Source organism: Cupriavidus sp. DF5525, from assembly GCF_040149425.2.
GTDB lineage: Bacteria > Pseudomonadota > Gammaproteobacteria > Burkholderiales > Burkholderiaceae > Cupriavidus > Cupriavidus pickettii_A.
On sequence record NZ_CP168265.1, the window covers coordinates 4,015,799 to 4,028,761 of the forward strand.

The window sequence follows — 12,963 nt, forward strand, 5'->3', positions numbered from 1 at the left end:
CTGACGACCAAACTTAACGGTTAAGCGTTAGCCAGCAAGACTAAATCGGGGTGTAGCTTAGCCTGGTAGAGCGCTACGTTCGGGACGTAGAGGCCGGAGGTTCGAATCCTCTCACCCCGACCAGATTTAAAGAGCCGAATCGACGTGAGTTGATTCGGCTCTTTGTCTTTGTGCCGGCCATTCGGGCCACGGCGTGTCCCCCACACGCCAGATCGGCTGCGCCGCTACCGTCCGATCAACCCTTGATCGCCTCGCGCTGACGCTTGAACGCCCTCAGGTCGGCTACGCAGAAAAGCTGCCTACGTCCCACTTCGACACGAGCATTCAGCTTGCCATCCCGCACCAGGCGGCGGAAGGTGGCGATCGAGACTTCCATGTATTCGGCGGCCTCGGCGGTGGTGAAATCACCCCTTCTCCCCGCGCAAGTAGGGTTGCGCTTGTGTCGCGCAAACGCCAACACCGCGCTGTCGTCGCCTTTACAAAAAGTGACCCCGGCGGCAAACTGCCCCGATCCGGGGACGTGGGACCGTCCCGCCCCCTCCGTGGCCAGCGGCCACCGTCCAACCGCACAGCGCACCTGCCATGACACTCGGTCTTGCCCTGGCCCAGAGCCGGCGTATCGCGCCCGCCCTGCTTGCTCAGCTGGAGCAGGCCGCGCGCGAAAAGCAGTCGCAGCTGATCGACGAAATCGTCGGCAGCGGCACCATGAGCGCGCACGACCTGGCGCTGTTCGCGGCGGACAAGTACCAGCTGCCGCTGCTGGACCTGGCGCAGTACAACCTCAACAAGGTGCCGCCGGCGCTGGCCGGCAACCGTGAGTTCCATGCGCACCGCCTGCTGCCGCTGGGCCGGCGCGAGAACCGGCTGGTGCTGGCAACATCCGACCCGTCCAACCAGGCCGGGCTGGATGCGATCAAGGAAAAGTACAAACTGCCGGTCGAAGCGGTGGTGGTTGAGCACGACAAGCTGATGAAGCACGTGCGCTCCGCCGGCGAGGCGCTGGGCACGCTGAAGAACATCTCGCCGGTACAGGTCGAGCGCAAGCTGATCGAGTACGACCCGGTAGCCGCCGCCAGCGCCCAGCGCAACCGCACTGCCGCCGAGGCCATCGACGACGCCCCGGTGGTGCGCTTCCTGCAGAAGCTGCTGACCGAGGCCTTCCATCGCGGTGCGTCCGACCTGCACTTCGAGCCGTTCGAAACCTTCTACCGTATCCGCTTTCGCGTGGACGGGGTGCTGCAGGAAGTCGCGCGCCCGCCGCTGGATATCCGCGACAAGATCGCTACCCGCATCAAGGTGCTGTCGCGGCTGGATATCTCTGAAAAGCGCGTGCCGCAGGATGGCCGCATGAAGCTGCTGCTCTCGCTACCCAAGGACAAGGACGCCAAGGAGACGGTCGAGAAGGCGGTGGACTTCCGCGTGTCGACGCTGCCGACGCTGTTCGGCGAGAAGATCGTGATGCGGATTCTCGAATCGTCATCCGACAAGCTCGACATCGACCAACTCGGCTACGAGCCGGAGCAGAAGGCACTGCTGCTGGACGTGATCAAGCGCCCCTACGGCATGGTGCTGGTGACCGGCCCGACCGGCAGCGGCAAGACAGTGTCGCTGTACACCTTTCTGAACCTGCTGAACCAGGGCGATATCAATATCTCCACTGCGGAGGACCCGGCCGAAATCCAGCTGCCCGGCATCAACCAGGTCAACGTCAATGACAAGGCCGGGCTGACCTTTGCCGCGGCGCTGCGCTCGTTCCTGCGCCAGGATCCGGACATCATCATGGTCGGCGAAATCCGTGACCTGGAAACCGCCGATATCTCGATCAAGGCCGCGCAGACCGGCCACCTGGTGCTGTCCACGCTGCACACCAACGACGCGCCGACCACGCTGACGCGGCTGATGAACATGGGCGTGGCGCCCTTCAACATCGCGTCAAGCGTGCTGATGATCACCGCGCAGCGGCTGGCACGCCGGCTGTGCACCTGCAAGCGCCAGGGCGATTTGCCACACCAGGCGCTGCTCGACGCCGGGTTCCGCGAGCAGGATATCGACGGCAGCTGGCAGCCCTTCCATCCGGTCGGATGCGAGCGCTGCAACGGCAGCGGCTACAAGGGCCGCTGCGGCATCTACCAGGTCATGCCGATCACGGAGGCCATGCAGCAGATCATCCTGTCGCACGGCACGGCCTTGCAAATCGCGGAGCAGGCGCGCAAGGACGGCGTGCTATCGTTGCGCGACGCGGGGCTGCTGAAGGTAAAGCAGGGCGTCACGTCACTCGAAGAAGTGCTGGCGACCACGAATATTTAGTCGGACACGTAGGGCACAACGTAAATACAAGACGTAGAACAAACGTCATTTACATCGGGGGTCAAAATCATGGCGACGCGCGCACCAGCGGCGGGCGCCCGGACGGCAGCGCCGTCACGGGCGAAATCAGGGAAGGGGCGCAAGGCACCCACCCAGTACATCTTTGAGTGGGAAGGCAAGGACCGCAAGGGCAAGACCTTCACCGGTGAGCTGCGCGCCGAGAACCAGGCCGAGGTCACCGCCACGCTGCGCAAGCAAGGCCTGACCATCGTCAAGCTGAAGAAGCGCAAGGCCGCGCGCGGGCGCAAGATTACCGAGAAGGACATCGCCTATTTCACGCGGCAGTTGTCGACCATGCTCAAGGCGGGTATCCCGTTGCTGCAGTCGATCGACATCATCGCGCGCGGGCATGTCAACCCCAACTTCACCCAGCTGCTGTCGGACATCCGTTCCGACATCGAAGCCGGCAGCAGCATGGCGGCGGCGTTCCGGCGCCATCCGAAGTACTTCGACACGCTCTACTGCAACCTGATCGATGCCGGCGAACAGGGCGGTATCCTCGATGCCCTGCTGGAGCGCCTGTCGCTCTACATGGAAAAGACCATCGCGCTGAAGAGCCAGATCAAGTCGGCGATGATCTACCCGATCGCGGTGCTGACCGTGGCCTTTGCCGTCACGGTGATCCTGATGCTGTTCGTGATCCCGGCGTTCAAGGGCGTGTTCTCGAGCTTCGGCGCCAATCTGCCGGCGCCGACGCTGGTGGTGATCGCGATCTCGGACTTCTTTGTCCAGTACTGGTATCTGGTGATCGGCGTACCCGTGGGCGGCATCATCTTCTACCTGCGCGCCCTGAAGAAATCCGAGAAAGTGCAGCGCGCCACCGACCGCGTGCTGCTGAAGCTGCCGATCTTCGGCAGCCTGTTCCGCAAGGCGGTGATCGCGCGCTGGACGCGCACGCTGGCGACCATGTTCGCCGCCGGCACGCCGCTGGTGGAATCGATGGAGTCCGTCGCCGGCGCCGCCGGCAACTGGCTCTACTACGACGCCACGCGCGAGATCGAGCAATCGGTGCGCATCGGCACCAGCCTGACCAATGCGATGCAGGCGACGCATGTGTTCGACAACATGGTGTTGCAGATGACGCAGATCGGCGAGGAGTCGGGTGCGCTCGACAATATGCTGCTGAAGGTCGCCGAGTTCTACGAGCGCGAGGTCGACGATGCCGTGGCCGCGATCTCCAGCCTGATCGAGCCGCTGATTATCGTGGTGCTGGGCGTGCTGATCGGGGGCATGGTGGTGGCGATGTACCTGCCAATCTTCAAGCTGGGACAGGTGGTGTAAGGGATGGCTTTGGCATTCTCCACCTCGCCTTTCCCGACCGGCAGCGGGCAGCTGCTGCACGCGCTGGCGGCGCTGCCGCCGGCCTTCATGGTCGCGGTGGCGGCCCTGCTGGGGCTGGTGGTCGGCAGCTTCCTCAACGTGGTCATCCACCGGCTGCCGCGCATGATGGAGCGCGACGAGGCCAACTATATCGCCGAACTGCGCGGCGACCCGCTGCCCTATCCCGCCCGCTACAACCTGATGGTGCCGCGCTCGGCCTGCCCGCATTGCGGGCACGCGATCGCGCCGTGGGAAAACGTGCCGGTGCTGAGCTGGTTGCTGCTGCGCGGGCGCTGCTCGGCCTGCAAGACGCCGATCAGCGTGCGCTATCCGCTGGTGGAGCTGGCCTGCGGCCTGCTGAGCGCGCTGCTGGCGTGGCGCTTCGGGCCGGGCTGGCAGACGTTGGCCGCGCTGGTGCTGGTGTGGTCGCTGCTGGCGCTGACCATGATCGATGCCGACACGCAGCTGCTGCCCGACCAGATCACGCTGCCGCTGCTGTGGCTGGGCCTGCTGCTGAACCTGGGTGGCCTGTTCGTGCCGCTGGCCGATGCGGTGATCGGCGCCGCCGCCGGCTACCTGGTGCTGTGGGTGGCGTACTGGCTGTTCCGGCTGGTGCGCGGCAAGGAAGGCATGGGCTTCGGCGACTTCAAGCTGATGGCCGCGCTGGGCGCGTGGTTCGGCTGGCAGGCGCTGCCGGCGCTGGTGCTGTTGTCGTCGGTCGCGGGCGTGGTGTTCGGGCTGGCCAGCATCGCGCTGCGCCGGCAGGAGCGTGATACACCCTTCCCCTTTGGCCCTTTCATCGCGCTGGCGGGCGTGGTGGTGCTGGGGTTCGGCCCGGGCGTGCTGCCGCTGGCGCTGCCATGAAGCCGGCGTGGTGACCGTCCGACGCGAACGCGTGAAGCTGGTATCGTGACGGCAACATCGCCATCGAACCCTTCACAGAATCCCACATGCTGGAAATCGGACTGACCGGCGGCATCGGCAGCGGCAAGACCCGCGTGGCCGACATGTTCGCAGCGCGCGGCGCAGCGATCATCGACACCGACCTGCTCGCGCACGAGATCACCGCCCCGGGCGGGCGCGCCATCCCGGCGCTGGTCGAGGCCTTCGGCCCCGGCTGCCTTCGCCCTGACGGCGCCATGGACCGCGACGCGATGCGCGGGCTGGTATTCGCCGACCCGGCCGCCAAGGCACGGCTCGAAGGCATTACGCATCCGCTGATCCGCGCTCTGACCAACGAACGCGCCCAGGCCGTGCGCGACGCCGGCGAACATCCCTATCTGATCTATGTGGTGCCGCTGCTGGTGGAGTCGGGCTCGTGGCGCGAACGGGTGGGTCGCGTGCTGGTGGTCGACTGCAGCGAGGCCACGCAGGTGGCGCGCGTAATGTCACGCAACGGCTTCAGCCGCGAGCAGGTCCAGGCCATCATGGCAAAGCAGGCCACGCGCGGCGCGCGCCTGGCATGTGCCGACGACGTCATCGACAACGACGGCCCGGTGGAGGCGCTGGTGGACCAGGTCGACCGGCTCGACCGCTACTACCGTGAACTGTCCGCGGCCGGCGAGGTCCATCCCGAGTCCGGCGTATAACAGCAAAGTCGGCGTGCCAGCGCACCGCATCATGCACATGACATTGTCCTCGGCCCTTGTCTCGCATAGAATCCGCTGGAACATGCCGGGAAATAGCCGCATACTGCACGGATCGACACATGATGCGCCACTCGATGCGACTCGAGGCGCCCCATGTTTGGCATCTCCCCGCGTTTCCCGGGCCACATTCTGCACCGGGCGAGCTCCTGCCACGGAGCTCGCCCGACGCCCTGCACGGACATAGCACTTGATTCTGTACGAATATCCTTTCAACGAACGCATCAGGACGCTCCTGCGCCTGGAGGACCTGTTCGATCGGCTGGATTACTTCCTCGCCCAGGATCATGCCCAGCAGCACCATGTCGCGCTGACCACGCTGTTCGAGATCATCGACGTAGCGGGCCGTGCCGATCTCAAGACCGACCTGATCAAGGAACTGGAACGGCAGCGCCAGGCGCTGGCGCCGCTGCGCGCCAATCCACAGATCCATCAGGAAACGCTGGACGCCGTGATCGGCGAGATCGAGCAGGGCATCGCCATGCTCAACCAGACCGTGGGCAAGGCCGGCCAGCTGCTGACCGACAACGAGTGGCTGACCAGCATCCGCAGCCGCGCCATCATCCCCGGCGGCACCTGCGAGTTCGACCTGCCGGCCTACTACGCCTGGCAGCACCGCCCCGCAGAAGACCGCCGCGCCGATATCCTCAAATGGGCGCGCCCGCTGGTGTCGCTGCGCATGGGCACCACCATCGTGCTGCGCCTGCTGCGCGAAGCCGGCCAGAGCGGCAAGGTGATCGCCACCGGCGGCAGCTACCAGCAGATGCTGTCCGGGCGCAGCTACCAGCTGATGCAGGTCTACCTGGATGATTCGCTGCTGGCGTTCATCCCGGAAATGAGCGCCAACAAGTACATGCTGTGGGTGCGCTTCACGCAGCAGGACGGCGACCTGCGGCCGCGCTCGGTCGATGCGGATATCCCGTTTCTGCTGAAACTCTGCAATTTCTGAAGTCGATTCCTGAAGCCTGCTTTTAGCGCTATGCCTGCCGTCGTCAAATGTCCCACCTGCGGCACCAATGTACCCTGGGTGCCCGACAACAAGTTCCGCCCCTTCTGTTCCGAACGCTGCAAGCAGATCGACCTCGGCGCGTGGGCGTCCGAGAAGTACGTGATCGGCAGCAAGCCGGGCGAAACGCCGTCCGCCGACCTGAGTGAGGAAGAGGACGACTGAGCGTCCCCTCTCACCGGCCAGACGCTTCAGTGCGCCGCCGCCAGCACGCGGCGGTAGAAGCCCACGCCTACCAGCACGAACACCGCCAGGCCCAGCTACTGCGCGGTCGCTTCAAACCCCGCCCCCACCAGCGCCAGCGGCGCATCCTTGCCCGACAGGCCGATCACCGCGGCCAGCATCACGCCGACCAGCTTTCCCCGACGATCAGGCCCGAGGCCAGCAGCGTGCCGCGCCGCTCGGCGTGCTCAAGCGCCAGCTTGACGTCGTCCCCGCGCGCGGTGGCGCGGCGGCGCTCGGCCCGCAGCAGCAGCCACGACAGCATCGCCCCGACCACCAGCGCCGAGCTGATGGTCGGCGGCAGGTAGATGCCGATCCCGACCGCCAGCACCGGCAGCCGCACCCCGTCGCCGCGGCGGACCTTCAGCCCCAGGTAGATGTTCGAGGGGGTGAACACGACCGTGATGAGCGCACCGGGGATAATGCCGCGCAGGGTCAGTTCAGGCAGGGAGATGTCGTCGGCGATACGGTCGACGCGAAGCATGCAGGTTCCTTTCCTTGGACTGGCGGCGCAGAAGCGGGCGCCGCGGCAATGGCAAGGTCAGTCGTTGCGCGCTTCCTCGGCCAGCCATTCCACCACCGGGATGGTGGCGGGCAGCAGCGGCCCGACTGTCACGGGCGTTTGCTGCCAGGAAAAGGCCTGGCCTTCGCGCCCGACGGGATCGCCCCGCCAGGCCGTGACCTTGCAGAAGTACAGCCGCACATAGGCGTGCGGGTAGTCATGTTCGAGGGTATGCCAGCGCTCGCATTGCGTTACGTCAAGGCCCAGCTCTTCATGGAGTTCTCTGGCCAGCGCGGCCTCTACCGACTCACCGGGCTCCAGCTTGCCACCGGGGAATTCCCAGTAGCCTTCGTAGGGCTTGCCCGCAGGGCGTTGCGCCAGCAGGAAGCGGCCGTCGGGCTGCACCATCACGCCCACGGCGACCTCGGTGACCTTGCGCGGAGGATTATCAGCCGTTTCTGCGGGGCTTTGCATGGACACGCTCATGCCTTGGCGTCGCCGTTCACGTCGGCGATAAAAGGCTTGCCATGCTTGCCGCCCCAGTCGCGCGCGAACTGCCAGGCCACCCGGCCCGAGCGCGAGCCGCGCTCCAGCGCCCACACCAGCGCATCGCCGCGCGCCGCGGCGATGTCCTCGTCGGTGCAGCCGAAGTGCTTGAGCCAGTGGCCGACGATGGTCAGGTACTCGTCCTGCTTGGGCGGGTAGAACGACAGCCACAGCCCGAAGCGCTCGGACAGCGAGATCTTCTCCTCGACCACTTCACCGGGGTGGATCTCGCCGTCGTCGGTGTGGCGGTAGGTCTCGTTGTCCTTCATGTACTCCGGCAGCAGGTGCCGGCGGTTGGAGGTGGCGTAGATCAGCACATTGTCCGACTGCGCCGCGACCGAGCCATCCAGCGCCGACTTGAGCGACTTGTAGCCCGACTCGCCCTCCTCGAACGACAGGTCGTCGCAGAAGATCACGAAACGCTCGGGGCGCTGCGAGACCAGCTCGACGATATCGCCGAGGTCGCCCAGGTCATCCTTGTCCACCTCGACCAGGCGCAGCCCGTCCTTGACGAAGGCGTTCAGGCAGGCCTTGATCAGCGACGACTTGCCGGTGCCGCGCGCGCCGGTCAGCAGCACGTTGTTGGCCGGCAGCTGGTTCACAAACTGGCGCGTGTTGGCGACGATGGCGTCCTTCTGGCGCTCGATATTCTTCAGGTCGTCCAGGTGGATCGGCGGCAGCTGGCGCACCGGCTGCAGGTAGCCGATATTGCCGAACAGGCTCTGGCGCTTGCGCCAGCGGAACGCTACCGCCTCCTGCCAGTCCGCATCGCTCAGTTGCGGCGGCAGCCATTGTTCGAGTCGGGCGAGGAAGTTGTCGAGGCGGGAGGTGAGGTCGGACATGGCGGCGTGACGGTGTCAGTAGTTGGGGAGAGGGGTGGATTTGCGGGGCATCGCGTATCCGGAAACGCCTGCCCTCTCCTCCGGCCCCTCTCCTGCATGCGGGAGAGGGGAGCAAACCCGGGGTGCTTAAGAGCGGTAGTCGGCGTTGATCGACACGTAATCGTGCGACAGGTCGCAGGTCCATACGGTGGCTTCGGCATTGCCGCGGCCGAGCGCAATGCGCACGGTGATCTCGGCCTGCTTCATCACGCGCTGGCCGTCTTCTTCGCGGTAGTCGGGGTTGCGGCCGCCGTTGCGGGCCACCCAGACATCGTCCAGCCACAGGTTGACGCGGCCGACATCGAGGTCATCGATGCCCGCATAGCCCACCGCGGCCAGGATGCGGCCCAGGTTGGGGTCCGACGCATAGAACGCGGTCTTGACCAGCGGCGAGTGCGCGACCGCGTAGGCGATCTGGCGGCACTCGGCAACGTCCTTGCCGCTTTCGACGCGGATGGTCATCAGCTTGGTCGCGCCTTCGCCGTCGCGCACGATCATCTGCGCCAGCTCCTGCGCCAGCGCGGTCACCGCGTCGCGCAGCGCCTCGAAGGCCGGGCCTTCGGCGCGGTCAACCACGGCACCGGACTTGCCGGTGGCGATCAGCACGAACGAGTCGTTGGTCGAGGTATCGCCGTCGATGGTGATGCTGTTGAACGAGTGGTCGGCGGCGTGCGACACCAGCGCCTGCAGCACCGGCTGGGCCACCGCGGCGTCCATGGCGATAAAGCCGAGCATGGTCGCCATGTTGGGGCGGATCATGCCGGCGCCCTTGCTGATGCCCGACAGCGTCACGGTCTTGCCGTCGATCTGCGCCGTGCGCGACGCGGCCTTGGGCTGCGTGTCGGTAGTCATGATCGACTCGGCGGCGGCCAGCCAGTTGTCGGCCTTGGCGTTGGCGATGGCGGCGGGCAGGCCGGCCACCAGGCGATCCACCGGCAGCGGTTCCAGGATCACGCCGGTCGAGAACGGCAGCACCTGCTCGGCGGCGATACCCAGTTGCGCGGCGAGTGCATCGCAGGTGGCGCGGGCATTGGCCAGGCCCGGCTCGCCGGTGCCGGCGTTGGCGTTGCCGGTGTTGACCACCAGCGCGCGGATGCCCTTGCCGGCAGCCAGGTGCTCACGGCACACCTGCACCGGTGCGGCGCAGAAGCGGTTGTTGGTGAAGACGCCGGCCACGGTGCTGCCCTCGGCCACGCGCACCACCAGCACGTCCTTGCGATTGGCCTTGCGGATGCCCGCCTCGGCCCAGCCGAGCTCCACGCCGGCGACGGATTTCAGGTTCTCTGCCTGGGGCAGCGGAAGATTGACGGGCATGTGGACTCCTCTATTCCTGCTTGCGCTTTCTGCTAGCGAATTGCTTGTCTCAGACAAACATGCCCGCGGAGGGCGGGCATGTCGTTTCCTATCGCGTCATTCCCCGAGCGGCGGGAACGACGTCATACCGGTGCGCGGCTCAGCTCAGCCTGCCGTGGCACTGCTTGAACTTCTTGCCCGAGCCGCACGGGCACGGATCGTTGCGGCCGACCTTGGGCATGCCCGCCAGCGCCAGTTCGGCAGCGGCCATGGCCGCGCCGGTGCGTGGCGACGGCACTTCCTCGACCGGCTCGCGCCCTTCGGCGAACTCGTCGTGCTTGTACTGCACGTTCTCCAGGTGCGACAGGCCTTCCTCGATCTGCTCAGAAGCTTGTTCTAGTTCTTCCGGCGACTGGATCTGCACGTTGAAGGTCACGCGCGTGACTTCGCTCTTGATCACGTCCAGCAGGCGCGCGAACAGTTCGAACGATTCGCGCTTGTATTCCTGCTTGGGATCCTTCTGCGCATAGCCGCGCAGGTGGATACCCTGGCGCAGGTGGTCCAGCGCCGCCAGGTGCTCGCGCCAGTGCGTGTCGATGCTCTGCAGCATGACCGAACGCTCGAAGCCGGCGAACGACTCGCGGCCGACCATCGCGACCTTGCTGTCGTAGCGCTCCTTGGCCGCCTGCATGATCAGGTTGAGCAGCTCTTCGTCCTCGATGCTCTGCGCGCCCTCGATAGTCTTCGCCAGCGGCACTTCCAGGCCCCAGTCTTCGCGCAGGCGCGTTTCCAGGCTGGCGATGTCCCACTGCTCTTCCATGGTGTCGGCCGGCACGTGGTCGCGGAACAGTTCCACCAGCACGCTCTGGCGCAGGTTGGCCACCATGTCGCCGACGTCCTGGGCTTCGAGCACGTCGTTGCGCAGCTTGTAGATTTCCTTGCGCTGGTCGTTGGCGACGTCGTCGTACTGCAGCAGTTGCTTGCGGATATCGAAGTTGCGGCCCTCGACCTTGCGCTGCGCCGATTCGATCGAGCGCGTGACGATGCCGGCTTCGATCGGCTCGCCCTCGGGCATCTTCAGGCGTTCCATGATGGCGCGCACGCGGTCGCCGGCGAAGATGCGCAGCAGCTGGTCGTCCAGCGACAGGTAGAAGCGCGACGAGCCCGGGTCGCCCTGGCGGCCGGCACGGCCTCGCAGCTGGTTGTCGATCCGGCGCGACTCATGGCGCTCGGTGCCGACGATATGCAGGCCGCCAGCGGCCTTGACCTGCTCGTGCAGTGAATGCCACTCGTCCTCGAGCTGCTTGATGCGCGCGGCCTTCTCGGCATCGGACAGGTTCGGATCCGCCTCGATAAAGCCCGACTGCTTCTCCACATTGCCGCCCAGCACGATATCGGTACCGCGACCGGCCATGTTGGTGGCGATGGTGATCATCTTGGGACGGCCCGCCTGCGCCACGATCTCGGCTTCGCGCGCGTGCTGCTTGGCGTTGAGCACCTGGTGCGGCAGCGTTTCCCGCTCGAGCAGGCCCGACAGGTATTCCGAGGTCTCGATCGAGGTGGTGCCGACCAGCACCGGCTGGCCACGCTCGTAGCAGTCGCGGATATCGCGCACCACGGCGTCGTAGCGCTCCTTGCCGGTCTTGTAGATCTGGTCCTGCTGGTCCTTGCGCTGGGCCGGGCGGTTGGTCGGGATCACCACCACTTCCAGGCCGTAGATCTCCTGGAATTCATACGCTTCAGTGTCGGCCGTGCCGGTCATGCCGGCCAGCTTGTTGTACATCCGGAAGTAGTTCTGGAAGGTAATGGTCGCCAGCGTCTGGTTTTCCTGCTGGACGGTGACGCCTTCCTTGGCTTCGACAGCCTGGTGCAGGCCGTCGGACCAGCGCCGTCCCGTCATCAGGCGGCCGGTGAATTCGTCGACGATCACGACTTCATCGTTCTGCACCACATAGTGCTGGTCGCGATGGAACAGGCTGTGCGCGCGCAGGGCGGCGTACAGGTGGTGCATCAGCGTGATGTTCTGCGGCGCGTACACCGACTCGCCTTCACCGATCAGGCCCTGCTGCGCCAGGATCTCTTCGGCCTTCTCGTGGCCGGCTTCGGTCAGGTAGACCTGGTGGCCCTTCTCGTCGACGTAGTAGTCGCCCGGCTTCTCGACGCCGGTGCCATCGGCCTTTTCCTCGCCGATCTGGCGCTCGAGGAGCTTGGGAATGCCGTTCATGCGCTGGTACAGGTCGGTCTGGTTCTCGGCCTGGCCGGAGATGATCAGCGGCGTGCGGGCCTCGTCGATCAGGATCGAGTCCACTTCATCGACGATGGCGTAGTTCATTGGCCGCTGGACCCGCTGCGACGGGTCGTAGACCATGTTGTCGCGCAGGTAGTCGAAGCCGAACTCGTTGTTGGTGCCATAGGTGATGTCGGCGTTGTACGCGGCCTGCTTCTCGTCATGCGGCATCTGCGACAGGTTCACACCCACCGACAGGCCCAGGAAGTTGTACAGGCGGCCCATCCACTCAGCATCGCGCTGCGCCAGGTAGTCGTTGACGGTCACCACGTGCACGCCCTTGCCGGTGATGGCATTGAGGTACACGGCCAGCGTCGCGGTCAGCGTCTTGCCTTCGCCGGTGCGCATTTCGGCGATCTTGTTGTCGTTCAGCACCATGCCGCCGATCAGCTGCACGTCGAAGTGGCGCATCTTCATGACCCGCTTGCTCGCCTCGCGGCACACGGCGAAAGCCTCGGGCAGCAGCGCTTCGAGCGACTCGCCGCCGGCGTGGCGCTGCCGGAAGGTCTCGGTCATGCCGCGCAGCTCGTCGTCCGAGAGCTGCTCGTACTTCGGCTCCAGCGCATTGATCTGCACCACCGTGCGGAGATATTGTTTGATCAGCCGCTCGTTGCGGCTGCCGAAGACTTTCTTGAGAAGGCCGGTGATCATCGATTGCTTTCACCTGCGCGGAACCGGGTGGCACCCCAGGGATGCGGGCTGCTCCGGCGGCCGGGCGAGGAATGGATAGATTGGCGCAAAACGCCGAGTTTATCATGTGCCGGGGTCACGGCCGGAACGCGCCGGGCCCCGTCCGGCAAGGGCGGGCAAGCCTGCCGAATGTCGACCACGCTTATCGCCCGCACGATTGCCCGCGCGCCCCACCAGCCGCAGTTTGGGGCGGCCGCCGCAGC

General features: G+C 65.8%; 12 protein-coding genes and 1 tRNA gene. 7 read left to right on the forward strand and 6 right to left on the reverse strand.

What is annotated here, in order from left to right; genetic code table 11:
- The first annotated feature begins 46 nt into the window (after nucleotides 1–46).
- Nucleotides 47–123 (forward strand) — tRNA-Pro (locus tag ABNX08_RS18755).
- Nucleotides 124–235: 112 nt separating this feature from the next.
- Here the strand turns inward: ABNX08_RS18755 and ABNX08_RS18760 are convergent.
- Entirely contained in the window at nucleotides 236–376 is a 141-nt protein-coding gene (locus tag ABNX08_RS18760) for a hypothetical protein (RefSeq protein ID WP_374063626.1), read from the reverse strand.
- Between the two features lie 206 nt (nucleotides 377–582).
- Here ABNX08_RS18760 and pilB point away from each other — a divergent pair, with 206 nt between their 5' ends.
- The 6 genes from pilB to ABNX08_RS18790 all read left to right on the forward strand — a co-directional run bounded on the left by pilB (nucleotide 583) and on the right by ABNX08_RS18790 (nucleotide 6,504).
- Complete coding sequence (gene pilB, locus ABNX08_RS18765; protein ID WP_349607170.1) at nucleotides 583–2,307, forward strand: type IV-A pilus assembly ATPase PilB; 1,725 nt, start codon at nucleotides 583–585, stop codon at nucleotides 2,305–2,307.
- Between the two features lie 69 nt (nucleotides 2,308–2,376).
- Nucleotides 2,377–3,648, forward strand: a complete 1,272-nt coding sequence (locus ABNX08_RS18770) for a type II secretion system F family protein (RefSeq protein WP_022536664.1) — start codon at nucleotides 2,377–2,379, stop codon at nucleotides 3,646–3,648.
- A 3-nt stretch (nucleotides 3,649–3,651) separates the two neighbouring features.
- Entirely contained in the window at nucleotides 3,652–4,551 is a 900-nt protein-coding gene (locus tag ABNX08_RS18775) for an A24 family peptidase (RefSeq protein ID WP_022536665.1), read from the forward strand.
- 86 nt (nucleotides 4,552–4,637) lie between these two features.
- Nucleotides 4,638–5,276: a dephospho-CoA kinase gene (gene coaE, locus ABNX08_RS18780; protein ID WP_022536666.1), complete on the forward strand. Its 639-nt coding sequence runs from the start codon at nucleotides 4,638–4,640 to the stop codon at nucleotides 5,274–5,276.
- A 247-nt stretch (nucleotides 5,277–5,523) separates the two neighbouring features.
- Nucleotides 5,524–6,282 (forward strand): cell division protein ZapD, encoded by a 759-nt coding sequence (gene zapD, locus ABNX08_RS18785; protein ID WP_022536667.1) that lies wholly within the window; start codon nucleotides 5,524–5,526, stop codon nucleotides 6,280–6,282.
- A 30-nt stretch (nucleotides 6,283–6,312) separates the two neighbouring features.
- Nucleotides 6,313–6,504 (forward strand): DNA gyrase inhibitor YacG, encoded by a 192-nt coding sequence (locus tag ABNX08_RS18790; protein WP_022536668.1) that lies wholly within the window; start codon nucleotides 6,313–6,315, stop codon nucleotides 6,502–6,504.
- Between the two features lie 178 nt (nucleotides 6,505–6,682).
- On the opposite strand, the gene ABNX08_RS18795 is transcribed toward ABNX08_RS18790, so the two are convergent.
- The 5 genes from ABNX08_RS18795 to secA form a co-directional block, all read right to left on the reverse strand.
- On the reverse strand, nucleotides 6,683–7,045 hold the full coding sequence (locus ABNX08_RS18795) for an OPT/YSL family transporter (RefSeq protein ID WP_022536669.1): 363 nt from the start codon (nucleotides 7,043–7,045) through the stop codon (nucleotides 6,683–6,685).
- 57 nt (nucleotides 7,046–7,102) lie between these two features.
- Complete coding sequence (locus tag ABNX08_RS18800) at nucleotides 7,103–7,549, reverse strand: NUDIX domain-containing protein (protein WP_022536670.1); 447 nt, start codon at nucleotides 7,547–7,549, stop codon at nucleotides 7,103–7,105.
- On the reverse strand, nucleotides 7,546–8,451 hold the full coding sequence (locus ABNX08_RS18805; RefSeq protein WP_022536671.1) for an ATP-binding protein: 906 nt from the start codon (nucleotides 8,449–8,451) through the stop codon (nucleotides 7,546–7,548). Before ABNX08_RS18805 ends, ABNX08_RS18800 begins: the two co-directional genes overlap by 4 nt.
- Before the next feature lie 126 nt (nucleotides 8,452–8,577).
- The gene (argJ, locus tag ABNX08_RS18810) at nucleotides 8,578–9,804 is read right to left on the reverse strand and encodes a bifunctional glutamate N-acetyltransferase/amino-acid acetyltransferase ArgJ (RefSeq protein WP_022536672.1); all 1,227 of its coding nucleotides are present in this window, start codon (nucleotides 9,802–9,804) and stop codon (nucleotides 8,578–8,580) included.
- A 139-nt stretch (nucleotides 9,805–9,943) separates the two neighbouring features.
- On the reverse strand, nucleotides 9,944–12,721 hold the full coding sequence (gene secA / locus ABNX08_RS18815; protein ID WP_349607171.1) for a preprotein translocase subunit SecA: 2,778 nt from the start codon (nucleotides 12,719–12,721) through the stop codon (nucleotides 9,944–9,946).
- Between the last annotated feature and the right edge of the window lie 242 nt (nucleotides 12,722–12,963).

Excerpts from the sequence above, each read along its gene's own strand:
- ABNX08_RS18760 (WP_374063626.1), bottom strand. The coding sequence starts at position 376 with ATGGAAGTCTCGATCGCCACCTTCCGCCGCCTGGTGCGGGATGGCAAG.
- pilB (WP_349607170.1), top strand. The coding sequence starts at position 583 with ATGACACTCGGTCTTGCCCTGGCCCAGAGCCGGCGTATCGCGCCCGCC.
- ABNX08_RS18770 (WP_022536664.1), top strand. The coding sequence starts at position 2,377 with ATGGCGACGCGCGCACCAGCGGCGGGCGCCCGGACGGCAGCGCCGTCA.
- ABNX08_RS18775 (WP_022536665.1), top strand. The coding sequence starts at position 3,652 with ATGGCTTTGGCATTCTCCACCTCGCCTTTCCCGACCGGCAGCGGGCAG.
- coaE (WP_022536666.1), top strand. The coding sequence starts at position 4,638 with ATGCTGGAAATCGGACTGACCGGCGGCATCGGCAGCGGCAAGACCCGC.
- ABNX08_RS18790 (WP_022536668.1), top strand. The coding sequence starts at position 6,313 with ATGCCTGCCGTCGTCAAATGTCCCACCTGCGGCACCAATGTACCCTGG.
- ABNX08_RS18795 (WP_022536669.1), bottom strand. The coding sequence starts at position 7,045 with ATGCTTCGCGTCGACCGTATCGCCGACGACATCTCCCTGCCTGAACTG.
- ABNX08_RS18800 (WP_022536670.1), bottom strand. The coding sequence starts at position 7,549 with ATGAGCGTGTCCATGCAAAGCCCCGCAGAAACGGCTGATAATCCTCCG.
- ABNX08_RS18805 (WP_022536671.1), bottom strand. The coding sequence starts at position 8,451 with ATGTCCGACCTCACCTCCCGCCTCGACAACTTCCTCGCCCGACTCGAA.
- argJ (WP_022536672.1), bottom strand. The coding sequence starts at position 9,804 with ATGCCCGTCAATCTTCCGCTGCCCCAGGCAGAGAACCTGAAATCCGTC.
- secA (WP_349607171.1), bottom strand. The coding sequence starts at position 12,721 with ATGATCACCGGCCTTCTCAAGAAAGTCTTCGGCAGCCGCAACGAGCGG.